The sequence below is a fragment of the Sphingobium sp. TA15 genome (genome assembly GCF_037101235.1).
GTDB lineage: Bacteria > Pseudomonadota > Alphaproteobacteria > Sphingomonadales > Sphingomonadaceae > Sphingobium > Sphingobium indicum.
Map to the genome: position 1 here is coordinate 527,185 of NZ_AP025355.1, position 24,012 is coordinate 551,196.

At 58.2% G+C, this 24,012-nt stretch carries 19 protein-coding genes and 2 pseudogenes; 12 read left to right on the forward strand and 9 right to left on the reverse strand.

Annotation, left to right across the window (positions count from 1 at the left end; translation table 11 throughout):
• Positions 1-346 precede the first annotated feature (346 nt).
• Together Sj15T_RS02685 and Sj15T_RS02690 are read left to right on the forward strand one after the other, a co-directional pair.
• Positions 347-1,108 (forward strand): SDR family NAD(P)-dependent oxidoreductase, encoded by a 762-nt coding sequence (locus Sj15T_RS02685; RefSeq protein WP_013039761.1) that lies wholly within the window; start codon positions 347-349, stop codon positions 1,106-1,108.
• Between the two features lie 78 nt (positions 1,109-1,186).
• On the forward strand, positions 1,187-2,221 hold the full coding sequence (locus Sj15T_RS02690; protein WP_013039762.1) for an NAD(P)-dependent alcohol dehydrogenase: 1,035 nt from the start codon (positions 1,187-1,189) through the stop codon (positions 2,219-2,221).
• Between the two features lie 92 nt (positions 2,222-2,313).
• Here the strand turns inward: Sj15T_RS02690 and Sj15T_RS02695 are convergent, their stop codons facing one another.
• The 4 genes from Sj15T_RS02695 to Sj15T_RS02710 form a co-directional block, all read right to left on the reverse strand.
• Positions 2,314-2,694: a nuclear transport factor 2 family protein gene (locus Sj15T_RS02695; RefSeq protein WP_013039763.1), complete on the reverse strand. Its 381-nt coding sequence runs from the start codon at positions 2,692-2,694 to the stop codon at positions 2,314-2,316.
• Between the two features lie 119 nt (positions 2,695-2,813).
• Positions 2,814-4,295, reverse strand: coding sequence for an amidohydrolase family protein (locus Sj15T_RS02700; protein ID WP_013039764.1), 1,482 nt, complete (start codon positions 4,293-4,295; stop codon positions 2,814-2,816).
• Between the two features lie 13 nt (positions 4,296-4,308).
• Positions 4,309-6,726 carry a TonB-dependent receptor gene (locus tag Sj15T_RS02705; RefSeq protein WP_013039765.1) on the reverse strand — a complete coding sequence of 806 codons (2,418 nt, stop codon included), beginning with the start codon at positions 6,724-6,726 and terminating at the stop codon, positions 4,309-4,311.
• Between the two features lie 122 nt (positions 6,727-6,848).
• Positions 6,849-7,442 (reverse strand): VOC family protein, encoded by a 594-nt coding sequence (locus tag Sj15T_RS02710; protein ID WP_013039766.1) that lies wholly within the window; start codon positions 7,440-7,442, stop codon positions 6,849-6,851.
• Positions 7,443-7,781: 339 nt separating this feature from the next.
• On the opposite strand from Sj15T_RS02710, the gene Sj15T_RS02715 reads away from it, so the two are divergent.
• From Sj15T_RS02715 to Sj15T_RS02755, 9 genes and pseudogenes are all read left to right on the forward strand, one after another.
• On the forward strand, positions 7,782-8,708 hold the full coding sequence (locus tag Sj15T_RS02715; RefSeq protein ID WP_013039767.1) for a 3-keto-5-aminohexanoate cleavage protein: 927 nt from the start codon (positions 7,782-7,784) through the stop codon (positions 8,706-8,708).
• An 86-nt stretch (positions 8,709-8,794) separates the two neighbouring features.
• Positions 8,795-8,896 (forward strand): 2-oxo acid dehydrogenase subunit E2, encoded by a 102-nt coding sequence (locus Sj15T_RS02720; protein WP_253720700.1) that lies wholly within the window; start codon positions 8,795-8,797, stop codon positions 8,894-8,896.
• The gene (locus Sj15T_RS02725) at positions 8,871-9,158 is read left to right on the forward strand and encodes a 2-oxo acid dehydrogenase subunit E2 (protein WP_013039768.1); all 288 of its coding nucleotides are present in this window, start codon (positions 8,871-8,873) and stop codon (positions 9,156-9,158) included. The genes Sj15T_RS02720 and Sj15T_RS02725 overlap by 26 nt, the downstream gene beginning before the upstream one ends.
• Before the next feature lie 109 nt (positions 9,159-9,267).
• Entirely contained in the window at positions 9,268-10,452 is a 1,185-nt protein-coding gene (locus Sj15T_RS02730; RefSeq protein WP_013039769.1) for an acetyl-CoA C-acyltransferase, read from the forward strand.
• Between the two features lie 12 nt (positions 10,453-10,464).
• A complete protein-coding gene (locus Sj15T_RS02735) occupies positions 10,465-11,226 on the forward strand; it encodes an SDR family NAD(P)-dependent oxidoreductase (protein ID WP_013039770.1) in 762 nt (253 codons plus the stop codon).
• Between the two features lie 44 nt (positions 11,227-11,270).
• Positions 11,271-11,556, forward strand: a pseudogene (locus Sj15T_RS02740) (IS630 family transposase); the annotation flags it as partial.
• A pseudogene (locus Sj15T_RS02745) lies at positions 11,556-11,789 on the forward strand (transposase); the annotation flags it as partial. The pseudogenes Sj15T_RS02740 and Sj15T_RS02745, both read left to right, overlap by 1 nt.
• A gap of 313 nt (positions 11,790-12,102) precedes the next feature.
• The gene (locus Sj15T_RS02750) at positions 12,103-14,151 is read left to right on the forward strand and encodes a hydantoinase/oxoprolinase family protein (RefSeq protein ID WP_013039773.1); all 2,049 of its coding nucleotides are present in this window, start codon (positions 12,103-12,105) and stop codon (positions 14,149-14,151) included.
• A 15-nt stretch (positions 14,152-14,166) separates the two neighbouring features.
• A complete protein-coding gene (locus tag Sj15T_RS02755) occupies positions 14,167-15,837 on the forward strand; it encodes a hydantoinase B/oxoprolinase family protein (RefSeq protein ID WP_338756195.1) in 1,671 nt (556 codons plus the stop codon).
• A gap of 75 nt (positions 15,838-15,912) precedes the next feature.
• On the opposite strand, the gene Sj15T_RS02760 is transcribed toward Sj15T_RS02755, so the two are convergent.
• On the reverse strand, positions 15,913-16,686 hold the full coding sequence (locus Sj15T_RS02760; protein ID WP_013039777.1) for an SDR family NAD(P)-dependent oxidoreductase: 774 nt from the start codon (positions 16,684-16,686) through the stop codon (positions 15,913-15,915).
• 101 nt (positions 16,687-16,787) lie between these two features.
• Positions 16,788-19,067, reverse strand: coding sequence for a TonB-dependent receptor (locus Sj15T_RS02765; RefSeq protein ID WP_013039778.1), 2,280 nt, complete (start codon positions 19,065-19,067; stop codon positions 16,788-16,790).
• A gap of 318 nt (positions 19,068-19,385) precedes the next feature.
• On the opposite strand from Sj15T_RS02765, the gene Sj15T_RS02770 reads away from it, so the two are divergent.
• A complete protein-coding gene (locus tag Sj15T_RS02770; RefSeq protein ID WP_013039779.1) occupies positions 19,386-20,885 on the forward strand; it encodes an aldehyde dehydrogenase family protein in 1,500 nt (499 codons plus the stop codon).
• Between the two features lie 77 nt (positions 20,886-20,962).
• Here the strand turns inward: Sj15T_RS02770 and Sj15T_RS02775 are convergent, their stop codons facing one another.
• The 3 genes from Sj15T_RS02775 to Sj15T_RS02785 all read right to left on the reverse strand — a co-directional run bounded on the left by Sj15T_RS02775 (position 20,963) and on the right by Sj15T_RS02785 (position 24,005).
• Positions 20,963-22,054, reverse strand: a complete 1,092-nt coding sequence (locus tag Sj15T_RS02775) for an NAD(P)-dependent alcohol dehydrogenase (RefSeq protein ID WP_013039780.1) — start codon at positions 22,052-22,054, stop codon at positions 20,963-20,965.
• A 105-nt stretch (positions 22,055-22,159) separates the two neighbouring features.
• A complete protein-coding gene (locus tag Sj15T_RS02780) occupies positions 22,160-23,173 on the reverse strand; it encodes an NAD(P)-dependent alcohol dehydrogenase (protein ID WP_338057851.1) in 1,014 nt (337 codons plus the stop codon).
• A 16-nt stretch (positions 23,174-23,189) separates the two neighbouring features.
• A complete protein-coding gene (locus Sj15T_RS02785) occupies positions 23,190-24,005 on the reverse strand; it encodes an enoyl-CoA hydratase-related protein (RefSeq protein ID WP_013039782.1) in 816 nt (271 codons plus the stop codon).
• Positions 24,006-24,012: the final 7 nt, after the last annotated feature.

Below are 24,012 nucleotides of genomic sequence, written 5' to 3' on the forward strand. Positions count from 1 at the left end.
TCGCACGCCGTTTGTTTTGATGGGCTCGCATTTTACGAGGTCAGGAAACGGCGGACCAATCGGCGTGGCCTATACTTGCTATCAGTCACCCTGATACAAGGATGTCGTATGGGCGGTCAATCCGCGCTGCCGCACGGGCGACAGATCCATCATCGATGCTTATGCGTCGCATCATGCACGGCGATTTTATTGTCTGGCCAACGCAATTTAAGCGGATGCTGGAACGACCGGGCTTCGCGCCGTTGGTGGCGGCGACGCTCGGTCCCCTGTCAGGCTGTCGCGGCGCAATCCGCCGTGGGCGATGAAGCGCGCAGGGACGAAAACGCATTGGGGAGGAATTAAGACAATGGATCTCAAGGGGCTGCCCGCTATCGTGACCGGGGGCGCATCGGGGCTCGGTCTGGCGACGGCGCGGATGCTTCGGCAGCGGGGAGCCAAAGTAGCGATCTTCGACCTCAAGGAAGAGGAGGGGGTCGCATGCGCCGGAGAGATCGGTGCGTCCTTTCATCAGGTGGATGTGTCCGATGATCTCAGCGTCGCACGGGCGGTGGACGCGGCGGCGGCGCAGAACGGTATCGCGCGCCTGCTCGTCAATTGCGCGGGTGTGGCGCTCCCCGGACGCACGGTAGGCAGGGACGGGCAGGCGCATGACCTGGACCGGTTCCGCAGGACAATCGATGTCAACCTTGTTGGCACATTCAACGCCATTGCGAAATTCGCTGCGCGTCTGGTCGCGGCCGATATCGCTGAGGAGGATAAAGGGTTGATCATCAACACTGCGTCCGTAGCCGCGTTCGACGGGCAGATCGGGACGGCGGCCTATACGGCGTCAAAGGCGGGCGTCGCGGGAATGACGCTATCGCTGGCGCGCGATCTGGCGGAACATCGAATCCGCGTCATGTCCATCGCTCCCGGCGTGTTCCTGACCCCGATGGTCGAAAGCTTCAGTCCACAGGTTCAGAACAGTCTTGCGGCGCAGGTGCCCCATCCGCGCCGTCTGGGTCAGCCGAGCGAATATGCCCAACTCGTGCTAGCTATCGCGAGCAACCCTATGCTGAACGGCGAGACGGTCCGCCTCGACGGAGCGGTGCGCCTTGGACCACGCTGACTAAGGCGCGGCAAACGCGGCGGCCCGGCCGGGTCGCGCTGCCGTCTGTTCCACTATCATCATGTCGGGAGAATATTCATGCCGGAACGCAGCCGAGAAAGAGCTATTACGGTTTGCGTTGAAAATGGCGAAGCCCGGCTCTCGATGAGGGATGTCGCGCTGCCGCCGCTTGGTCCGCGCGAGGTGCGGGTGCGAACGGCGGCCGTCGCGCTGAACTATCGCGACATTGCCATGATGTCGGGAAAGTCGATCGACCGGCCGGGGCGGGCCTATATTCCGTTCTCTGATGCCTGCGGTATCGTGGAGGCGGTCGGCGACGGCGTTACGCAATGGCAGCCGGGGGATCGCGTCTGCTCGCTTTTCTTCCCGGAATGGATCGCTGGCTCTCTCTCTCCCGAAAGCCGCCGCCCGCTGGGCGCTGGTCGTGACGGTGTTGGGCAGACGGCCTTCGCGGCGGCGGAGCAGGCGCTGGTTGCTGCCCCGCCGCATCTTTCGGCGATAGAAGCGGCAACCTTGCCTTGTGCTGGCCTGACGGCCTGGAACGCGGTCATGTACTCGGGCGTGGCGCAGCCCGGATCGGTGGTGTTGGTTCAGGGCACGGGAGGCGTCTCTCTCTTCGCCTTGCAATTCGCCAAGATGGCTGGCGCGGCGGTTCTCGTGACCAGTTCGTCTGACGCCAAGTTGCAGCAGGCACGCATGCTGGGCGCCGATGGCGGCATCAACTATCGCGATAATTCCGAATGGAGCCTGCGCGCGCTTTCGATGACGGATGGTCGCGGTCTGGACCTCGTCATTGAGGTGGGAGGAGCCGGTACCTTTGCCGAAAGCCTGAAGGCCATTCGGCTAGGCGGCGCGATATCCGTGGTCGGCATGCTGAGCGGCGCGGTCGAGCCGATCGACATACGGCACATCTATGGCAAGAACGCCCGGATTAGGGGGATAACAGTGGGTTCGCGAGAAATGTTCGAGGCGATGAACCGCGCGCTTGTGCAACACCAGATGCATCCTGTGGTGGGCCATGTGCTGCCCTGGGAGGAGGCCGACGCAGCTATGGAAGCCATGCAACGGGGAGATATTGTCGGAAAGATCGTGCTGGATTTCGGCGTGGCGTGAATTGCAGGAGATGCTGCCGGCAGGATGCGAACCCGACATCAATTTCCTAATCGGGTGGTCGACCCGATGTGTCGGGCTACCGGAGTCATGGCTCAGGTCGAAATCGCGCCGGTATGGCAGGTGTTTTGCTTCCAATCGTCTTTGTCGCGAATCCATGTCTGTGTGACTATCGCGTCTACGTCGATCAGCCTGTCGTTCCCCTGGAGCGAAACGGTTTGCGACAGACGGCCGGTCACGATCGCCAAGTCTCCAAAGACGCGTATGTTGAGATCGCCCCGCTGGATAGCATGGAATTTATACTTGCCAGCCACGCCCCGCAGATATTCCTCTTTGTCGTCGATCTTCCCGGTGCCGTGCACATGCACCAGATCATCGGCAAGGAGACTGTCGAGGACAGCGAGGTCAGCCGAAACAAGAGCGGCGATCCGCCGATTTTCCAACGCGCGGATGATGTCCTCGATCGAGTGATCCATATGTTAGTCCTATATCTCCGCCAGGTTCGCACCAGCGCTGGGAATCAAAAGAAAGGCGGCCAATGTTCGAGCGGTCTCAAATCTGATTTGAGGCCGGAGACGCGGTTGTCAAAACGCCCTTACCGTAGGGTCGACCGTTGCTTGAGTGCATCAAGTTCTGCACGCATATAGAGGCGACCGGCGCGCACCACGGCGGCAATGCCGTGAAGGTTCTTGGCCGCTGCGAGCGGATTGGCGTTCAGGACGACCAAATCGGCGACCATTCCGGGTTCCACGGCGCCCATGGTCTTTTCCCGCCCCAGAAAGCGCGCCGGATCGATCGTCGTCATCTGCAAGATGCGCAGGGGAGTAATGCCGGCTCGCGCCAGCAGATCGAATTCATGATGCAACGATGCTGGGGGGAGCCACCCTCCGCCGAAGTCTGTGCCAGCCATCATCTTGACACCCGCTTCGTCGAACAGCTTCGTCACCTTCAACTGAAGTTCGAACAGGTTCCGGAGCGTTTCCCGATCACCCGCAGACATACGGCTGCTGAATGCATCTCCTACCGAGTTCCAGAGCGCACGCGACTCTGCGGGCACATATTTATTGTCGGGATTGTCGCGAAAGGCCGGGCCGTCGCCTATCTCCATTGCTTCCAGTCGCGCCAGTGTGGGCACCTGCCACATAGGGCCGGCCGCCAGATCGCGCGCGAGCGTACGGCATTTCGCTTCGTCGAACGTCGCCACCGTTCGCGCCATCAGCCTTATAGCGGGCGGAGGAAGCTGAGCCATCGGGTTTGCCAAAATCCGCTTCCACACGTCCGGCGTCGCATTCGCGGGAGCTTCCGCCGGCTCCGGCACCGACGATATGATCCGCCGCAGCGCATCCTCGTCTCGCGAACAACTCAGCAAGACACTGATGCCAGGACCAAGATGCTCGATCGACGTCATCCCCTGCTTCGCGGCCTCCCTGACCGTGACCGTCGGGAGAAGATGGCCGGCGATCGGAAGTCCGTTGAGACGCGCCTCGTCGATCGCCGCCATATAGGCTTCGCGGCCGGCATCTGCTATCTTGATGAAATCGGCGCCCTGCTGCTTCTGATTGCGGACTTCGGCCCGCATCCATTCGGCAGTGGCGCTTGATCCGGGGATAAGTATCGCACCGGGCATGGCCAACAGGGCGGGAGACTCCGGCGGCAGGATCGGTTTGGCCGATGCACGCGCCGTCAGCAGTTCCGGCGAGCCGGCCATCTGGCGAAACCCTGTAATGCCGCTCGCCAGCATGAGCGGCAGGCTGGTCGCGGGGCTTGCACTATTCAGGTTGTGCGTGTGCATGTCGTTGTAGCCTGGCACGACAAACTTGCCTTGCAGTGTAACCCGCCGTGCCCTGCCGGCGACCTTGAAGCTGTGCGCCGGCGCAACTTTCATGATCCTTTCGCCCTGTATCCAAACGGCAGTGTTGGGCCTCGTCGCGCCAGAACGCGTGTCAATGACGGTCACGCCGTCAAGAACCAAGCCCTGGCGGACGATCTCAATGTGTGGCGCCGCGGTCAGCGGCGATGCCGCGACCATTGATAGCAGCACCGATGTGAAGGTTTTGATCCGGCATTTCTTACGCATGCACATTTCCCAGCTAGAATTTGAATGCCGCACGGGCGCCATAAGTGCGCGGCGCGGCGCGGGTCGACACGAGGATGTTGGCGATAGGCTGGGTCGCGGAATAGACCGGGGTGCGGTTATTCTCGATGTTGCGAACGAACGCCGCCATAGACCATTTCCCGTCCGCCGGGCCGAAGCTCACCTGCGCATTGCTGCGCCAGACGCCCGGCGCGCGTTGTTCGGGAAGATAGAGGAAACCGAGATAGCGGGAGCCGCGATACTGCGTGTCGGCGCTGGCGACGAGGTCGAAATCGCCGATGTGAACTGTCTGTTGGGCCGCGATGTTGAATGTCCATTTCGGCGAGTTGAAGCCGGGCTTGCCCGCGCAATCAACATCGTAGCGGTTCGCGGCGGTGTCCAGTTTGGAAACGCAGCCGGTCAATGGCGGCACGCCGTTATTCTGGTTCACGTAAGTGAACGACTTGTTGCGGCTGTCGAGATACTGGACGTCTCCACTGATCAAAGTCGTCGGAGTGGCCAACACCCGAGCTTCGACCTCGATACCGCGAATGCGCGACTGCCCGATATTCTGGGTTATATTTGTGATGCGCCCGGAAAGGTCAGGACGGACCGATGATACTTGCTGGTCCTTATATTCCCACCAGAAGCCCTCAATGTTGAGCTGCACCCGGTTGTCGAAAAACCGGTTCTTCGATCCGACCGTATAGGCCGTGATAAATTCGGGGTCATATGTTTCGAAACCGGTAGCGGCGGAAAAGCCGCCCGACCGATAGCCTGTTTCGACGCTCGCATAGAGCATCGATTGGGTAGCCAGATCGAATTCGATCGCGCCGCGATATGTCGCCCGGCGGTTGGTCAAGCGCTGATTGTCGTTTCGATCGGCGCGGATGAGGAGTGCCCCCGTCGGCACCCCGCCAACGCGGAGCGGCGCCGGCGGCGAGCCGGCCGCGGGGAAGGGGAAGGGCAACTGCGCTGGCGATTCGGCGACGGGAAAGAGCGGAGCGTTTGGACAAGTGGGCACGCCTCCGACACGTAGCTGACAGACGATCGCGCCGGAGATCGTGGTGCCGGCGAACCGCTTGCGATCCTCGGTATATCGAATGCCACCGACAAGTCTGACGCGGTCGTCGAGATGGAGCGTCAGTCGGCCGAAGGGTGCGATCGATGCCGTGACGTATCGCGCGTTGGAGAATACCGCCGAAGCCGAGGTGCTGAGCGCGATGTCGGCAAGGATTTCCTCATGATAGTAGAGCGCGCCTATCGTATAGTCGATTCTGCCGACGCGGTTGCCGGAGAAACGCGCCTCCAGGCTGTATTGTTCGTCGGTCTCGTGCTGGAGCGCACCAAAGGCGCCGCTCGTCGCCAGATAGTCGAGCTTGCTGTAGCGCCATGCAGGAATGACCGAGAGCGTGCCGATCGGCGTCGTCCATTCGATCAGGCCGTTGGCACCGTAGAAATGATTATTCTGATACGGCGTGATTGCCAAAGGGTCCAACTTGCGGCCCGCGGGGCCGGCCGAGTTGGTGATGCGATAGGCCTGCGCCAAAGGCGTGAGCACGCCATCGGAGGCAGGCACGCTCGCCGGCCTAAAGACGTATTTGCCGGACGGAGGATTATAAGCATAGCTTCCGTCATAACCGACGCTCGTACCCACGCCGCCAAGATTCGCGTGATCGGCGGCAAGACGCACCGTCAAGTTGGGCGCCAGCCGTGCCTTCAACTGTACGCGCAAGGCAGCGATATCCTCGTCCGATGTTCCGTCGCGATTATAGCCGTCTCGCTTCGAGCGCATTCCGGATATGCGGAGGGCTCCGTCGTCGCCCATGGGTATGTTGACAGCCGCTTCCGCGATCAGGGAGTCGTAATTCCCATAGCTCAAGGAGCCATGGCCCGAGAATTCGCCAGGCTTGGGCTGCGTAGGAATGACGTTGATCGCACCGCCCGTTGCGTTGCGACCGTAAAGCGTTCCTTGCGGGCCTTTCAATACCTCGACACGTTCGAGGTCGTAGAAAACGCCCACCGTACCGGTCGGGCGGCCAACATAAACACCATCATAATTAAATGCCGTGGCTGGATCGCTGTTCTGGGTAAGCGTAAAATTGCCGACGCCGCGAATGAAAATGAGGTTGCCGGTGCTCGTCGGCTGGATGGAGAGCGCAGGCACCTGTTCGTTGAGCCGATCCGCCTGCGTCACACCCGCCTTTAGCAGTGCGGCGCCATCCACCACATTTATTGCCACTGCCGCGCGCTGCGAGCTTTCGACCCGGCGCTGAGCGGTCACGATGATTTCTTCCAGACCTGCTCCGTTGTTAGCGCTTTCCTCAGCCGACGCCGGGTCGCGAATGATTGCCTCGCCCGGCGCAGCCTGGGCGAGAGCGATTCCCGGCATCAAACAAGCAGACGCAACGGTCGTCACCAGCCACTCACGCATCATTTCCTCCCAAATCTTGTTATGGTTTGTCGACTTGCATCGGCACTTTTCCTATTAAAGATGGACTGTGCGAGGAAACGATGGGCGTTTGTACCCCTCGATAGGCAAGGGGCATCAGTCATTCAGATTTTGACGGCGTCGAGGCCCACCGGTCCGCTAGCAGGGCGGCGTTTGAGTTCGGTTTCGTCCTCGCCCGCGAGCATGCGCTTTCGCAAAATATCCGGGTCGAATTCGACGCCGATGGGATTGAGGTTGAAATCCTCGGTGAAAAAGAATTTCGTCGATTCTTCGACCGTCTCGAAATTTTCGACCTGGAATTCGAGGTGATTGCCATCCGGGTCGCGATAGTAGAGCGAGGTTGTGGGGCCATGATTGATCGCCCAGGCAGGTACGATCCCAAGGTCTTTCAGGCGCTGATAGTTTTCCAGAAGGTCGTGAAGCGAGTCATAGGTGAAGGCGACATGATGTAGTCCGACATCCGAATTGTCCTGGTCATGCAGTTCAGGAATGGCCACGATGGCGATGCGATGATGTTCCTCGTCATAGGACAGAAATGACAGGCCCGGATTTTCATAGGCGGCCGTCGCGTGCATCACCAGCTTGTACCAATCCACCATCTCGGCGAAGCGGGACGTGCGGAGAACAAAATGCGCCAGTTTCGTAGGCGGAACAATTTTCGCCGCGATCTCGGATTGGCGATCCTCAAGCATATTCATCGACTTCTCCTTTGTCTCTTTTCATGTCGGAGCGGCCACGTCGTCCCTTATTAGCGCCTGCCTTCCACATTGTAGGAAACTAGCCGTTCGAGGCTGTGAAGCGCATATGGCAGAAAGCTGCCTATGATGCCTACCAACTATCAGCAGACTTGGACCCATTTGCCTGGCGCGAATGCCACGAAATGACGGAAGCGATGCCTGCCACGCATCTCAGGGCTGGATGCGCTATCTGCACCTGCAAGGGGCGCATGCTTATTGAAGCATCATGCCGTTCGCCGAGCGCGGCAAATATTTCCAAGCGATCCGAAAGGTTGCGCGGTAACCCAAATGGAGAGCTTCATGGCTAAAGTTATCATTTCCTGCGCAATCACTGGGGGCATCCACACGCCGACCATGTCCGATGCGCTGCCGATTACCCCAGAGCAGATCGCCGAGGAGTCGATCGCCGCCGCCAAAGCAGGCGCCGCGATCATCCACCTCCATGCGCGCCGCCCCGAGGATGGCCACCCGACCGGAGACCCTGATGTTTTCGCGCGTTTCCTGCCAGTGATCAAGCAGCGTACCGACGCGGTTATCAATCTCACCACCGGCGGCAGCCTGACCATGCCTGTCCAGGAGCGCATTGCAGCCGCCCATCGGTTTCAGCCTGAAATATGCTCGCTCAACATGGGAAGCATGAATTTCGCGCTGTTCCCGGTGGCCGGAAAAATCACCGAATGGAAATATCCTTGGGAAAAGGACTATATCGCCAATTCTGACGATTATGTCTTCCGAAACAGCTTCCGCGACATCGCCTATATGTTCGAGACGCTGGGTGGGATGGGCACCAAATATGAACATGAATGCTACGACCTGTCGCACCTCTACACGCTGGCGCATTTCATCGATCGTGGCCTGATCAAGCCGCCCTTCTTCGTCCAGATGGTCTTCGGCATACTGGGGGGAGTGGGCGCGCACCTCGAAAACCTTGTGTTCATGAAGGAAACCGCGGACCGACTTTTCGGCAAGGAAAGCTACAAATGGTCGGTGCTGGCGGCCGGCCGCCACCAGATGCCCTTTATAACCCAGGCGGCGTTGCTTGGCGGGCATGTTCGCGTTGGACTTGAGGATAGTCTTTATATCGGACGTGGCGAACTCGCCACGTCGAACGCCCAGCAGGTGGAGAAGATCAAGCGCATCCTCGCCGAGTTGGGGCACGAACCCGCGACACCCGCCGAGGCGCGCGAGATGCTCGGCCTGAAGGGCGCTGACCGGACGCTGATCTGATTGTCCAGGAAAGCCCGGCGGGCATGACGCCCGCCGGGCTTTCCTCAAATTACGACCGCCGGATGGAATTCGAAGGATGAAGTGCAGTGATCAAGGGGGCCGAGGCGCTGTCGCTGTCGGCCATGGCGACGCAGGCGAAGGCGCTTGCCGCAAAGGCGCGCGATGGCAAGCTGCTGCCAGAGTTATGAAGGCGGCACCTGCACGATCTCCAATCTTGGCATGTTCGGGATCGACGAGATGTTTCCGGTGATCAATCCGCCCCAGGCACTCATTCTGGGCGCGGCCGCGGGGATCGAACAGCCTTGGAAGATCGATGCTTCTGTGGGGCTCGCGACGATAATGGCGACAACCGCAAGCTTCGATCACTGCGCGATCGATGGCGCCTTGGCGGCCCGATCCATGCGGTCATTCCGTGGCCTTGTCGAAACGCCCATTCTGCTGTGCAGTTGATCAGGCCGATTGCCGCCGCGGACATCGGGCCGCGTGTCATCCACGGAAGGGCCGGGTTCAATCCGGTGAAGTCAAAGTGGGCATCTCTTCCCGAGATCGAAGGAAATTTATGCAAGCCGACCCTATTGTGATTGCCAGTTATGCCCGCACTCCCATGGGCAGCTTTCAAGGTGCGTTGTCATCGGTCCGCGCAACGGAGCTGGGTGCCATCGCCGTCCGCGCCGCAGTCGAACGCGCCAAGGTGCCGGGCGAAGCAATCGACCGCATCTATATGGGTTGCGTGCTCCCAGCAGCGCTCGGCCAAGCGCCGGCACGACAGGCCGCTCTTGGGGCGGGGCTTCCGGAGAGCGTTCAAGCAACGACTGTAAACAAAATGTGCGGTTCGGGCATGCAGGCAATCATCATGGCGGCCGAAGCGTTGCGAGCGGGTGCCGCGGACATCATCGTCGCCGGCGGCATGGAAAGCATGACCAACGCACCCTATGCGCTACCCAAGCATCGCTCTGGCGCGCGGATCGGGCATGACCGTGTCATCGACACGATGATGATGGACGGTCTTGAGGACGCCTATAGCGTCGGCAAGCCGATGGGGGCGTTCGCGCAGGATACGGCCGACGCCTATCAGTTCACCCGCGAGATGCAGGATGCCTATGCGCTTCGATCCTTGGAGCGCGCGCGAACCGCGATCGAAACGGGTGCCTTTGCCGAGGAGATAGTGCCCGTGCCCGTAAAGACGCGGTCAGGATCGGCATCGATCGCGACGGACGAGCAGCCGGGCAAGGCACGGCCTGAAAAAATACCGACGCTCAAACCCGCCTTCGCGTCGAACGGCACGATCACAGCAGCGAGTTCGGCATCGATCTCGGACGGCGCGGCGGCCATCGTATTGACCCGACACAGCATCGCCAAGCAGCTGAAAATGCCCGTAATAGCGCATTTAAGCGGGGCTGCCGCCCATGCCCATGCTCCCGCGCTCTTTACCACCGCACCGGTTCACGCCATCCGGGCGCTGCTTGGCAAAACAGGCTGGTCGGTCGAGGATGTCGACCTGTTCGAGGTGAATGAAGCCTTTGCCGCGGTGGCGATGATCGCGGCGCGCGACCTGTCGATTCCCGAAGATCGCCTCAACATCCATGGCGGGGCGACGGCCCTGGGCCATCCGATCGGCGCGTCAGGCGCGCGCATTCTGGCAACCTTGCTCGCTGCGCTCCGGCGGCGCGGCGGTCGGCGCGGGATCGCGGCGCTTTGCATCGGCGGTGGTGAAGCGACCGCAGTCGCAATCGAACTGATTTGAGGAGAGAAATCCATGAACATTGACGGCGTTGCGGCAATTGTCACGGGAGGGGCATCGGGCCTTGGGGCCGGCACGGCGCTCCGCCTGGCCCGACTGGGAGCCAAGGTCACGATCTTCGACCTCAATTCGTCGCTCGGCCAGGCACAGGCCGCCGAGTTGGGCGGACATTTCCTGCCTGTGGATGTGACGGACGAAGTCGCCGTTCACGCGGCAATCGCGGAAGCTGAAGCACGGCATGGCGTCGCTCGCATCCTGGTCAATTGCGCCGGCATTGCCACGCCTGGCAAGGTGATAAATCGCGACGGCAGCCCGATGCCGCTTGCAGACTTCTCCAGGATCGTGACTATCAATCTCATTGGCTCCTTCAACGTGCTTTCTGCCTTTGCCGCGCGACTTCACACAGCCGAACTCGTGGGCGAAGAGCGCGGCGTCATTGTCAACACCGCGTCGGTTGCCGCCTATGATGGGCAGATTGGTCAGGCCGGCTATGCCGCGTCCAAGAGTGGAATCGTTGGAATGACGCTGCCGATAGCACGAGAGCTTGCGCGTTATGGCATACGCGTCATGGCGATCGCACCCGGCATCTTCTGGACGCCGATGCTTGCCGGCCTGCCTCGGGAGGCTCAAGATTCGCTCGGCCAGCAAGTGCCATTCCCTAGCCGGTTGGGGCAACCCGACGAATATGCGCAATTGGTTGAAAGCATCATAACCAATCCGATGTTGAACGGAGAGGTCATTCGTCTGGACGGGGCGATCAGGATGGCGCCCAAATAAGTGGCCCTTGGTGGTGTTTTGGAACTGGCGCTCGATCCCTACGGCGGTCACGCCGGATCGAGGAGCGGCGGGAGGATATTCTAGCCCTTTGGGAAGCGCGAAAGGACATCTCGCTTGAAGAGTTGCGCCAGGCGCTGATCGAGGTCGGCCTGAAGGTCTCTGTGGCCGGGCTTCACCGCTTCTTTGTCCGTCATGGCATGACGGACAAAGAAGACTGGCCATGCCATCGAGCAGGACCGCCCCGACATCCTGAAGCAGCGCAGGAACTGGTTCGATGACCAACTCGATCTGGAACCCGAGCACCTCGTGTTCATCGACGAGACGTGGACAACCGCATCAGAACTGTCTTGCGTGAGCAGGGAACGATCCCAGTGATCCCAGGCCGACGGAACCGCAAGCGCCCAATCCAATATGACGAACGCCGCTGCAAGGACCGTGGGCGGGTCGAAGCCATGTTCTGCCGTCTCAAAGACTTCCGCCGCATAGCCACCCGTTACGGCAAGCTGGCCAGGAACTTCCTCTCAGCCGTAAGCTTCGCGGCTGCCGTCGCCTTCTGGCTCTGAACTACTCTCAACCCTAGAGTTCTCCATTCTGCGGCGCGATGTCAGGCACCGGCTGGTGCCACTAACTACCCCTTTGGTGCCACTCGACCGGGGCAGCCCGGACATCGTTCAAGAAACTGGAGTGGCGGGCGAACTGCCTGACTCGTCAATCTACCTGTGAACGGCCAAAGGCCGCTTGCCAGCCGACACCGTTCGCAGCGAAACGCGCAATCTTACTGAAGGATTACTATTCTGACTACATAGTTGATCTAATGACCCTTAGGTTATAACCTCGCTGCAATGGCGCCGTGAGCAGCGAGAGGAGAGTGTGACAATGCGCGTGGCAACCGATGTGGGCGGCACGTTCACAGACTTGATTTACTATGCCGTTGACCATGCAAATGGCAGGTCAGGTCCAGTCAGGTTTACCAAAGTCAGCACAACTCCACCAATCTTTGAAGCAGGCGTTTTCGACGCCTTGAAGAAAGCATCCATTTCGACTAGCGAAATGGATTTCTTTGTTCACGGTTCGACAGTGGTGATAAATACTATCACCGAGCGAAAAGGTGCGAAAACCGCGCTGCTGACAACAAATGGATTCAGGGACGTTCTTGAAATAGGGCGCGCCAACAGACCGGATCTTTTCAATTTACAGTTTAGAAAGCCTGAGCCGCTGATCGAACGGCGCCTACGCTGTGAAATTGTTGAACGAACCAATTTTGACGGATCGATCGCACAGGAGCCCGATCTTTCGGTGATTCCTGGGATAGTGCAAAAGCTCAAAGACGAAGGCGTCGATGCAATCGCCATCAGCTTCCTCCATGCTTATCGCAATCCCACGAATGAACGAAGAGTCGCAGAGTCGATTCGCAAATGCTGGCCCGAATGCGCCGTGGTCGCGTCCCATGAGATCAGTCGGGAATGGCGCGAGTATGAAAGAACCAGCACGGTAGTAGCGTCTGCCTACGTAGAGGCAGTCAGCCGAAATTACATGCAAGCGCTGACCAACCGCCTTAGCTTGAGCGGCTTTGCGGGTACCCCAATGATGATGCAATCAAATGGGGGCATGGTGCCTGTAGAAGAAGCGATCGGCAATCCGATCACAATGATCGAATCTGGTCCAGCGAGTGGAATTTTCGCAGCTTCAGTGGTGGGAAATATTACTGGCTTTCGAAATCTTATAGCGCTCGATATTGGTGGGACAACAGCCAAATGCGCCTTGATAGAAAACGGTCATTATAATGTGGTGACTGAATATTATGTCGAGCGTGATCGTCGCAATCCTGGCTTGCCAATCCAAACGCCGGTCACAGAAATAGTGGAAATCGGCAATGGAGGAGGCTCGATTGCTTCCGTCGATACCGGTGGCAAGCTGCATGTCGGCCCAAAGTCGGCTGGCGCGAAACCGGGGCCCGCAGCTTATGGTCTGGGCGGAACAAGCCTCACCACAACCGATGCCAACCTCATCCTGGGCCGCATAGATCCGACACAATTCGTTGGAGGAGAAGTCGAACCGGACTGGCAGGCCGTTAGTGCGGCGGCACAACCATTGTGTTCGGTGCTTGGTTGTTCTGAGCAGGAATTGGCGCGTGGCGTTCTTCGCGTAGCAACCGCGAATATGGCCAATGCACTCCGACTGGTATCTATCAATAAGGGCCATGATCCGCGCGATTTCTCCTTGATTGCGTTTGGAGGTGGAGGCGCGCTTCATGCCGTCGAACTCGCTGAAGAGCTGCAAATTCCTCGAGTAATTATTCCTGTAAATTCAGCGGTGTTTTCCGCATGGGGAATGCTATTGTCCGACATTCGACGCGACGATGTTCGCACGCTTCCTATGTGTTTCGACCTCCAAGCTCCCGGAAGAATACTCCAGGCCTTTGCAGAGATGGAGCGTGGTTCGCGTAGCGACGAACATGAGGCAGTTTCCTTCGAGTATCTTCTTGACCTCCGATATACTGGCCAGGAGCACACGGTGAAGATGGCCGTGACGAAGGAGGCACTCTCCCCCGACAATATTTCTGAAATTGTCGAACGTTTCTCCCAACTGCACGAAAAGAGCTACACATTTAGGCTCGACGCAGATGTTGAAGTGGTGAATTGCCACCTCGTGACTAGAGTGACGGTACCCAAGCCGTCAATTCCTCGCCGGCAGTCTTTCGGTTACGATATTTCACATGCCTTGCTGGGCAGCCGGTTGATTGATTTCGACAAAAAGGGCGTCCACGATTCCCGTATCTTCGATGCACAAAAGATCGATCCGAGCGGTATCGTTGTTGGCCCAGCAGCTATCCAAGATCCCGCTACGACCATTTTGATACCGCCCGCATATCAGGCGGAAATGGACGATTTCGGCAACTTTCATATCACGCGCGAGACGGCATAAAGATAGGAGCGTTCGATGGTCGACTTCACGATTGACGTTATCAAAGACTGCCTTGGAGCTGTCGGCGACGAGATGTTTCAAACGATGATACGCACGTCAATGAGCCCGATTATTTATGAATCAGCCGATTTTGCGGTTGGGGCTACCAATGCTCATGGCGATCTAATTGTTCAAGGAAATGGATTGGTCGCATTCGTAGCGAGTATCGACGGCGCAGTTCAGAGCATGCTCCGTCACCACCCTCTCGAGACCATAAGGGATGGTGACGTCTTCATCACGAATTCGCCATACGAAGGAGGGGGGACACATCTGTCTGACGTGTGCATAGTCTACCCCGTCTTTCTAGACGGCGACCTTATTGCTTGGACCGCCGTGAAAGCGCATTGGACCGAAGTAGGCGGAATGCAGCCGGGCAGCCTTACGACCTCCTCGGATGACGTGTTTCAGGAAGGTCTCAGATTCAACTATCTGAAGCTGTTTGACGCCGGTGTCATCAATCAGGCTCTTGCGAGCGTCATTCGCTACAACGTCCGCCTGCCAGAAAGCACATTGGGCGATATGCAGGCGAGCATCGCCGCGTGCAAGGTGGGCGCGGAACGGATCTGTGAACTTGGCCGCAAATATGGAGCGGAAAAGTTGCTCGAATCGATGACAGCCCTGCTTGATTATGGTGAGGAGATGGCGAGAGACGGACTTCGTAGACTTAGGCCAGGGCTTTATACGGCCCAGACGGTTCTCGAAGAAGATGGTAAGGGCGGCGGCCCCTTCCATGTCAAGGTTGCCATCACGGTGTCCGAAACCGATATGGTGATGGACTTCGATGGGACGAGTCCGCAGGCGCAAGGTCCGATAAATCTGGGTTATCCCGGCTTGCTCACAGCGGCGCGCTGCATGTTTAAGGTTGTCACCAACGGCGACGTTCCGATTAACGGTGGTGCATTCCGGCCGCTCCAAGTCCTTTGCCCTCCGAGCACTATCCTTTCGGCAGTCGAGCCGGCTCCTGTCTCTTTTTACTTTGATGCCATGCAAGCAGCGATGGACGTAATAGCCATGGCACTTTCGCCAATCGCAGAAAAAAAACTGTCAGTCGGCCACCAGCGTAGTGTCAACGGAACAATCATTTCGGGACGGCGTCAAGGAAGCGGAGACCTTTTCATCATGGCTCAGCCGCTTGCGGGCGGCTGGGGAGCCACAAGGGATCAAGACGGACAGAACGGACTCTTTAGCTCAGGCAGCGGAGAGACCTACAATATTCCGGTCGAAATTGTGGAGAGCCGATATGATCTCCGCGTGCGGCAATATGGCTATCACGATGAGGATGGCGGTGCAGGTAAGCACCGAGGCGGCAAAGGGATTGTCACTGATTTCGAAATAATGGCTCCCACCGCGACAATGACTTACATGGCCACCCAGACGTCTTTGCGGCCGTGGAGCCGCGATGGGGGCTGTGAGGGCTCCTTAAACCGGGCCGAATTGCGGCGGAGCGATGGATCGGTCGAGGTCTACACGGTCGCAGCCGGAGTGGTAGGACAAAAAGGTGACGTCTTTCGCATCGTTACGGGAACCGGAGGTGGGTATGGTGACCCCAAAGAGCGCTCACTCGCAGCAGTCTCGGACGATCTTCGAAACGGGTATGTGACCTTAGATCAAGCGCGCCGTCACTACCCGCAAGCATTTCAGGACTGATTGCATTATCGCTGCAGGAGTGGTCCGCAAAGCTGCCCCCGCCCGATGCCGGGCCGGGGGCGAATACAGATGGTCCTAGCGGTTGGTCATGCGCGCGCCGGCATCGAGGTCGATCGAAGTAGCGTTGAGATAGCTATTCTCGATGATGTGCTGGACAAGTGCACCGAATTCGGCTCCCGTCCCCATCCGATTTGGGAATAGGATCATCTTCTGGACCAAAGCGTCGCGGACCTTGTCTGGAAGGCCAGCCACCATCGCAGTGTCAAACAATCCCGGAGAGATGGCCACAACGCGGATCGAGTCCCCCGCTAGATCCCTCGCGACGGGAAGCGTCAGGCCGAGCACGCCTGCCTTGCTCGCGGCATATGCAGCCTGACCCATTTGCCCGTGCTTGGCAGCACCAGACGACGTGTTCACGATGACCCCTCGCTCGCCCGTCTCGACGTCGGGCTCATTCCGCATCATCGCCAGCGCACCATATTTTACCATGTTGAACGTACCGGTGAGATTGATCGAAATGACCTTGTGCCACACTTCGGACGGAAAGACCTCTCCTCTCGACACCGTCTTCGCCGCGTCGCCTACGCCCGCGCAATTGATGACGGCGTGCACGGCGCCAAACTCTTCACATGCGCGGTCCACAGCTAGGCGCACAGCCTCCTCGTCGGTAACATCGAGCGCATGCGTAAAGAGAGGCGTGCCAATCCTTTCGGCCAAGCCAGCTAGGGCGTCTGCATCGCGGTCGAAGCCCGCAACTCGTGCCCCAGCAGCGGCGAGAATCTTGCACGTTTCAAAGCCAAGTCCTGAGCCGGCACCCGTAATGAGGACGGATTTATCCTGAAGCTTCATCTCATCTCTTTCTTCGTCGATTAGAGTTGGCTCCCCGGCGGCGCCTCACCGCCAAACGTTGAGGTGAGGTGCCGCCGGGGTATGGGTCACAGCTTCCAAAATTAGAATTTGATCGAAAGCGTCACGCCGTAGGTGCGGGGATCAGCTTGTCGCTGTGCATCCCCCACCGGATTGCCGATGGAGAGCTTGGTCTGGTAGTAGCGTGCATCCGTGAGGTTTTTGGCCCAGACCCGCACGCGCAGGGGCGAGTTTTCCGGCGACCAGGCGAGTCCCGCGTTCAAAAGGAAATAGGAGGGCTGCTCCAGCCGATTGTCGACGGTGAAATAATACCCCCCGTTGTACTGGCCAGAGAGGTCCGCGTCGATGTGACCGAATGAGGTATCGAAGCTGTAGCTTGCAGAGCCAGAGATCACGAAGTCGGGAGTGTTAACCGTATGGTTGCCTCGTGCATTGAACGGAGGACTGGCGTTACCGTCCTGGTCAGTGCGAACTGCACCCGGATAATTGGAATATCGACCGTGCATGACGGTGAACGCCGTGCTCAATGACAGGCCGGAAAGTGGAATCACTTCGAGCTTGCCTTCGATGCCCCAAATCTTTGAGGCTGCCGCGTTTACGACGATATTCCCCCCAAGCACTGGAAGCAAATACTGCTGGTTCGAATAGTCATAGTAGAAGCCGCCAAGATTGATCCTGACACTTCGGTCAAACAGTTCTGACTTTATACCGCCTTCATAGGAATCGAGATTTTCAGGTTTGAAGGCATTTCCGGGCGAAATCAGGTTATAGCCACCACTTTTAAATCCGCGGTTGAACGAAGCATAGGCCAGGACATCTGGAGTAAGATGCTTGTCGATCGCGATCCTAAAGGTGAGGCGATTGACGCTCTGATCGTCTTGTAGCGAGCCTGCAGGGAAAGTGAATGTCTGCTTCTCATATGTATAGCGCAGACCTCCCGTGAGGTTCACAGTTGGTGTCACCGCGAAAGTCGCTTGACCGAAAGCCGCAACGGAGGTGGTCTGCTGAGCGTCCTTGGGGATCGCAGCCGCTCCATTGACCAAGAACGGCTCGTAGCCGCCCTTGGAATCATAGTAGAAAGCTCCAACCACCCACTTAAGCCGCGATTTTCCGGAGTTTTTCAGACGAACTTCTTGCGAAAAACTGCGATAATTCTCAAACAATTCGAGGTTGAGGGCCGCGATAGGTGAAACGTCGTCATCAAGCTTGAGATTGGCCTTCACCTTTCGGTAGGCAGTAATGCTTGTGAGATCAAGATCACCTACTTGTTGATCAATCGTTGCCGAGACACCACCTGTTTCGAGCTTACTGCGATCGATCTGATCACCATTGGCGTTGTAGCGCCCCGGATACCCGTCACCGGATATGGGCGAGATCGTTCCCTGCGGCTTCTGATAGGCGTTAGTGTTTATCAGGTTTGCATAGTCGGCTGCGATGCGAATAGTTGTCTTGTCGCCCAGGCTGATCAACCATTTGCTTCGCAAGCTGATGTTGTTGTCCGCTTGCTTGAACGTCTCAAAGCCGTTCACCAAATTGCGACCGTATCCCCGACCCTGATTTTCGTAAAGAACGGACAGATCCGCAGCAACATTATCAGTCAAGCTCGTGCTCACATAGAGCGGGATGCTAAGCATGTCGTAGTTGCCATAGGTAACCGACGCATTGAACGTGAGGTCATGCGAAGGATCCAGCGTACGGATCTGCACCACGCCGCCCGTCGAATTGCGCCCAAAAAGCGTTCCCTGAGGACCCGATAGTACGTCAATCTGCTGGATGCTCGTCAATTTGAAAAGACTGGTTTGCGGCGCCGCGACGTAGACGTCATCTACGTAAAGCGCGACCGGGCTCTCCGACGTTGGATCAATCAATTCTGATCCCACGCCGCGAATATAAGGACTGCCGACGTTGACCGGGTAGTTGAAGGTGAGCGACGGGACGACCTGCTGAAGGTCTGTGGTGGATGCCACACCCCTTTGCTCCAGCGCCGCATTTGACATCGTCGAGATAGCCATCGGTACGTCTTGCGCGCGCTCCGAACGCCGATTGGCGGTGACGACGATATCCTCGAGCCCGGCGGGCGATGTCGCTCCGTCCTGAACACCGGTGACAGTCTGCGCGGTGGCGAGGTTAGGCGTTAGCGCGAGCATTGCGGCGCTCGTCACAAGGCACAGCTTAAGGCCGCCTGCAGCTGATTTACCCGCCAAAGAGCCCGCAAGCCGCCGATGAATCTGGACCGCTTCCCACGATTTCAGTTCGTAATGACTTTGAGTTTTCATTTTTTCTCCTCCCCTCGAACTGCTCGCCGCGACATCAATTGCGTTGTCGGAGTCGAGCAGGCGCGCATTTTCTGAAAGATAAGCCATTGTGTCAACTCTAGAGTCAATTTATATGAAACCCAAGTGCAAAACGACTCTCTGTTCAGCCTGGTAGGAGAAGATGATGGCACACTCGCTGCGTTCGCAGCGGCGAACGGGTTTGGACGGAAGGGCTGTCGCTTCTGGAACCGAGGAGCTGGTAAGCTTCGTCGGAAGCGTCGCCGTTGAGCGGCATGTGGGCACAAACCGCAGCCGCGAATGGCGGGAGCGAATGGCGCCGTTCCGAACGCCACCAACATAATTGCCCCACGATATCCGCTACATCACCTCGGCAGAACCCGAGCAAATTCAGTAAGGAGAGACAAAATGAATTCTGTTGCGCAACAAGGCGCGTATTCTGCTCAGCTCACTCACAGTCTTGCCAACATCGGTGGGCACTTAATCGACGGTAATTGGATTGCGCCGGCGCCCGGAAGTGAGATCCCTGTATATGATCCTTCAACGGGAACACAGATCACGAGTATCTACGAAGCATCTGATAAGGATGTCGATCTTGCAGTCGCGGCTGCTCGCCGAGCATTTGACGATGGCCGGTGGTCACGGCTGGCGCCAGCGCAGCGGGAGGCAATTATCCGTAAGTTTGCAGACCTGATCGAGCAGCACGCTGACGAGCTGTCGGAGATGGAGGCTGTTGATGTCGGCAAACCACTCGACTTTGCGCAGAGCGTCGACATTCCGGTGGCTGTCGAGGTCATCCGCTACTATGCCGGGTGGGTCACACGCCTCGGTGGAGACCAAATTAACCCAATCCTTCAGCCGCTTGGCCAGCATCATGCTTATACGCTGCGCGAGCCTGTCGGCGTTGCAGCCCTGATCGTCCCGTGGAATTTTCCGCTAGCAATGATGACATTGAAGGTGGCACCTGCCTTGGCGGCAGGCTGCACAATGGTGCTCAAGCCAGCCGAAGTAACCAGTCTTTCCAGCCTTCGCGTGGGGCAGCTCGCCCTTGAAGCGGGCATTCCCGCCGGTGTCCTTAATATCGTGACCGGCCGTGGACCGACAGTTGGTGAAGCGCTCGTTCGTCACCCCGATGTGGACAAGGTCTCGTTCACTGGCTCGACTGCTGTCGGTAAAATCGTCATGCGTACGGCTGCTGATACCATGAAGCGTGTCACGATGGAGCTGGGTGGAAAGTCCCCCGTAATTGTGATGGACGATGTCGATGTTGGCGCCGCGGCACAGGGCGTTGCGAACGGCATCTTGTTCAACAGCGGGCAAATCTGCGTTGCTGGCTCTAGGTTATACGCCCACCGGAAAATCTACGACCAAATTCTGGAGGGCGTGTCGGACGCCATGGGGGCCCTTAAAGTCGGCCCCTCCCTTGGTTCGGGCTCGCAACTTGGGCCGCTTGTATCCGAGGCACAGCAGAAGCGCGTGCTCGGCTATATCGATTCCGCAGTTAAAGAGGGCGCGTCAATCGTGCGCGGTGGCGATGCACCTACAGACAACGGTTATTATGTAGCACCTACGCTCATCGCTGACGTTACTGCCGATATGAAAGTAATGCGGGAGGAGATTTTCGGGCCGGTACTGTGCGTCAACCGGTTCGATGAGATTGACGAGGTAATTAAGGAAGCCAACAGCGGTATTTATGGCCTCGCCGCGTACGTGTGGACCCGCGACGTCAGCCTGATGCACAAAATGGCGTCGCGATTGCGTGCCGGAACGGTGTGGGGCAACAGCCAGATCGTTATCGATCCAGCGACCCCATCCGGCGGTTTCAAACAATCTGGCTTCGGGCGCGAGCTCGGCTTGGAAGGTCTGATGGCATACACCGAATCCAAGACGATCAATATCGCGCTCTAACAAAAATGGCGCACCCACGGCCAATGTGGGTGCGCCAACCTGATGCAGCTGGAGCGTTTGAGGTACGCCGCTGGGCGTCAATCAAACAGCAGGACCGGCTTCACAACGCTGCCGTTTTCCATTCCCTCAACGGCATCATTTATTGCCTCAAACGGGAAGAATTGCAGGATGCGCTCGAATGGAAACAGGCCCTGCATATGTAAGCTTATGAGCGAGGGGACGGCGACCTGGGGCACCTGATCTCCCTGAATCGCACCCTGGATTTTGCGATTAAAGATGAGGTCCATCAGATCAAGTTCGACAGTTTGACCCACGCCTGCCGCGCCTAGCAGCACGCCATGGCCGCCGGGCCGCAACGCGCGAACCATATTTGCAGCGGTTGCTGGCAACCCGACGGCGTCGATGGCGAAGTCTGCGCCGCCTCTGGTTATATCAGATATGATTTTGACCAGATCTGAATCCGCGCCATCGACCACATGTGTCGCTCCCAGTTCCATGGCAAGGTCGCGTCGGCTGGAGAGCAGATCAACCGAGATAATCGTGCCGCATCCGGCAATTTTGGCCGCCATGATGGCACCCATGCCAACCGCGCCGGCACCGATGACCAGGATGCTCGATCCGGCCAATGGTGCCATGACGCGAAAGACGCTGTTCGCGCCCGTCATTAATCCACAACCGAGCGGCGCAGCATGGGCCAACGGAAAATCGGGTGGCAAGACAACTCCGTTCGTCTCGTAGGCCAGCATATATGTGGCGAATGAAGATTGACCGCTAAAGGCGCCGCTGACTGCTTCTTGATAAGGTTTCGTCCCATTTGCCCGGTCTCCGGTGATATTGTAGCGGACAAAATCCTCACAATTCATGGGGTGCGCGCTGCGGCAGCTTCGACAGCCGCCGCACGAGGCCTGTGTTAGGAGAACGTGATCACCCGGCCTGATGCTATTGACCGCTGGTCCAACGGCTTCGACTATGCCAGCACCTTCGTGACCCGCTACAGCCGGCAAGGGCGGGCCGAAGACTCCGTCTCTGACGAGAAGATCGGTATGACAGATACCGCTTGCCTTCGTCCTCACGAGAATTTCTGATCCGGTCGGTTCCTGAATGTTGAGGCTTTGCAGCTCGAAAAGCCCATGAGGCTCACGCGCGATTGCTGCGACGATTGGACGCATGTCTTTCCTCTCCGTTGTTGTGTATCGCCCAGCGCTTCTGGAGACGGAGACCGATTTCTGACGAGGAAATGTCGCGCCTAACCAGTCTCAGGGCATACAGCTTTTTCAGACCTCCAGGACGATCTTCCCGAAATGTGCGCCTTTCTGTTGAAATTCGAAGGCATCGGCTAAGTCCTCGAGAGCAAAACTCGATCCGATGATCGGCTTAATCTTGTGCTTCTCGAGAAATGTGTTGAAATTAAGCTGATCGGCACGACTGCCTACCAGGCAACCTTGCATCCTCGCCTGTTTAGAGAGGATTGGGATGATCGGAAGGTCAACTGCCAATCCTCCAAGAAGGCCCACGATCGCAATATGGCCGCCGATACGAACCGCCGAAAGCGACTGTGCGAGCGTGTCGCCGCCGCCCACATCGATCACGTGATCGACGCCGGTGCCGCCTGTCCATTCAAACGCCCGTTTTCCCCACTGGGGTTCTTTTCGATAATTGATGACATGAGCGGCGCCCAATTCGCGAAGCCGCTCAAGTTTTTCATCTGACGACGAGGTTGCGATAACGCGCGCGCCAACTGCCTTGGCAATCTGCAAAGCAAAGATGGACACGCCGCCCGACCCCTGCACCAGAATGGTGTCATCAGGATGCAGCGGTCCATTGACCATTAGAGCGCGCCACGCTGTCAGACCGGCGGTCATGACTGTGGCCGCTTCGGCTGAGCTATATCCTGCCGGGACGTGGGTGAATGCCGTTTCTGCAGCTGTCACGCTCTCGCAAGCGAAGCCATCTACGCCATCGCCTGGTGACAGACTGAAGTCACCGACCTGCGGGGGGCCGTCGAGCCACTGTGGAAAAATGCGCGACATCACCCGATCGCCAACTGCAAAATCGGTGACGTCAGATCCGATAGCCTCGACGGTGCCGGCACCGTCGGACAGCAGGATGCGACCATCCTTTGTCGGACTGCGCCCGTTTGCAACGCCGAGATCATGAAAGTTGAGGGAGCAAGCCTCTACCCGGATTGTGATCTCGCCGGCAGCAGGCGCAGGAGGCGCGGCGCGCTCGACCAACTTGATTTGATCAAGACCTCCGGGCGCGGCTAATGTCATTGCCTTCATCGTCATCGTCTCCAACCAGTTCTTACTTGCCGGCCCACTGAGGAAGGCGCTTCTCGACAAAGGACCGGCGTCCCTCTTCAGCATCGAGCGACGTCATCGCGACGCGCACTTTTTCCCGCGTCCACACCTCACGCACACTGTCCCGCAACGGCATGTCCAGAGCCGCAATGGCAGCGTCCTTGGTAGCCTGCACAGAAAGCGGGCTACACGTTAGAATATGTTCAGCAATACGGATCGCCGCTTCCAAAGGATCACCCTCAGTCACCTCGTTAACGATGCCGAGCGTATGGGCGGTGGCAGCATCGAGAGTCGCGGCAGTGAGAAGGAGATGCATCGCACGCTTCAAGCCCAATTCCTTGGTGATACGCTGGATGCCTCCCGCCAATGCGACCACTCCAACCTTGGGTTCGGGCAACGCGAAGCGCGCTGTGGTGCTGGCAACAATGATGTCGCAGGCCAGCGCGAGTTCAAATCCGCCGCCAAAGGCAAAGCCTTCCACCGCTGCGATCACAGGCTTCGCGAGACCAAACCGCGATGTCATTCCGCCAAAGCCCGAGACAGGCAGGTCGTCGAGTGTTTCGGGGAGTGGGTGCGTCAGATCCTGGCCAGCGCAGAAGGCCTTGCCGCCTTCGCCGCGAATTATTGCGACCCACGCATCATCGTCGGCGGCGAACGCGTCTAGCGCGCGCGCCATTTCGAAATGCGCCGGATTGTGCAACGCGTTTCGCGATGCTGGCCGATTGATGGAAATAATCGTCAGCCGGCCGCGACGCGTAACCTCGATGAACTCAAAAGTTGCCGGGCCAGCTGCGCTTGTGAGATTGCGTGCCTCTTCCATAGTTTCC

Bases quoted from the DNA above. Each gene is read 5' to 3' on its own strand.
- Sj15T_RS02690 (WP_013039762.1), top strand. From the start codon at position 1,187: ATGCCGGAACGCAGCCGAGAAAGAGCTATTACGGTTTGCGTTGAAAAT.
- Sj15T_RS02765 (WP_013039778.1), bottom strand. From the start codon at position 19,067: ATGGCTTATCTTTCAGAAAATGCGCGCCTGCTCGACTCCGACAACGCA.
- Sj15T_RS02775 (WP_013039780.1), bottom strand. From the start codon at position 22,054: ATGCGTCCAATCGTCGCAGCAATCGCGCGTGAGCCTCATGGGCTTTTC.
- Sj15T_RS02755 (WP_338756195.1), top strand. From the start codon at position 14,167: ATGGTCGACTTCACGATTGACGTTATCAAAGACTGCCTTGGAGCTGTC.
- Sj15T_RS02760 (WP_013039777.1), bottom strand. From the start codon at position 16,686: ATGAAGCTTCAGGATAAATCCGTCCTCATTACGGGTGCCGGCTCAGGA.
- Sj15T_RS02695 (WP_013039763.1), bottom strand. From the start codon at position 2,694: ATGGATCACTCGATCGAGGACATCATCCGCGCGTTGGAAAATCGGCGG.
- Sj15T_RS02735 (WP_013039770.1), top strand. From the start codon at position 10,465: ATGAACATTGACGGCGTTGCGGCAATTGTCACGGGAGGGGCATCGGGC.
- Sj15T_RS02770 (WP_013039779.1), top strand. From the start codon at position 19,386: ATGAATTCTGTTGCGCAACAAGGCGCGTATTCTGCTCAGCTCACTCAC.
- Sj15T_RS02780 (WP_338057851.1), bottom strand. From the start codon at position 23,173: ATGACGATGAAGGCAATGACATTAGCCGCGCCCGGAGGTCTTGATCAA.
- Sj15T_RS02715 (WP_013039767.1), top strand. From the start codon at position 7,782: ATGGCTAAAGTTATCATTTCCTGCGCAATCACTGGGGGCATCCACACG.
- Sj15T_RS02730 (WP_013039769.1), top strand. From the start codon at position 9,268: ATGCAAGCCGACCCTATTGTGATTGCCAGTTATGCCCGCACTCCCATG.
- Sj15T_RS02685 (WP_013039761.1), top strand. From the start codon at position 347: ATGGATCTCAAGGGGCTGCCCGCTATCGTGACCGGGGGCGCATCGGGG.
- Sj15T_RS02700 (WP_013039764.1), bottom strand. From the start codon at position 4,295: ATGCGTAAGAAATGCCGGATCAAAACCTTCACATCGGTGCTGCTATCA.
- Sj15T_RS02710 (WP_013039766.1), bottom strand. From the start codon at position 7,442: ATGAATATGCTTGAGGATCGCCAATCCGAGATCGCGGCGAAAATTGTT.
- Sj15T_RS02725 (WP_013039768.1), top strand. From the start codon at position 8,871: ATGGCAAGCTGCTGCCAGAGTTATGAAGGCGGCACCTGCACGATCTCC.
- Sj15T_RS02705 (WP_013039765.1), bottom strand. From the start codon at position 6,726: ATGCGTGAGTGGCTGGTGACGACCGTTGCGTCTGCTTGTTTGATGCCG.
- Sj15T_RS02750 (WP_013039773.1), top strand. From the start codon at position 12,103: ATGCGCGTGGCAACCGATGTGGGCGGCACGTTCACAGACTTGATTTAC.
- Sj15T_RS02785 (WP_013039782.1), bottom strand. From the start codon at position 24,005: ATGGAAGAGGCACGCAATCTCACAAGCGCAGCTGGCCCGGCAACTTTT.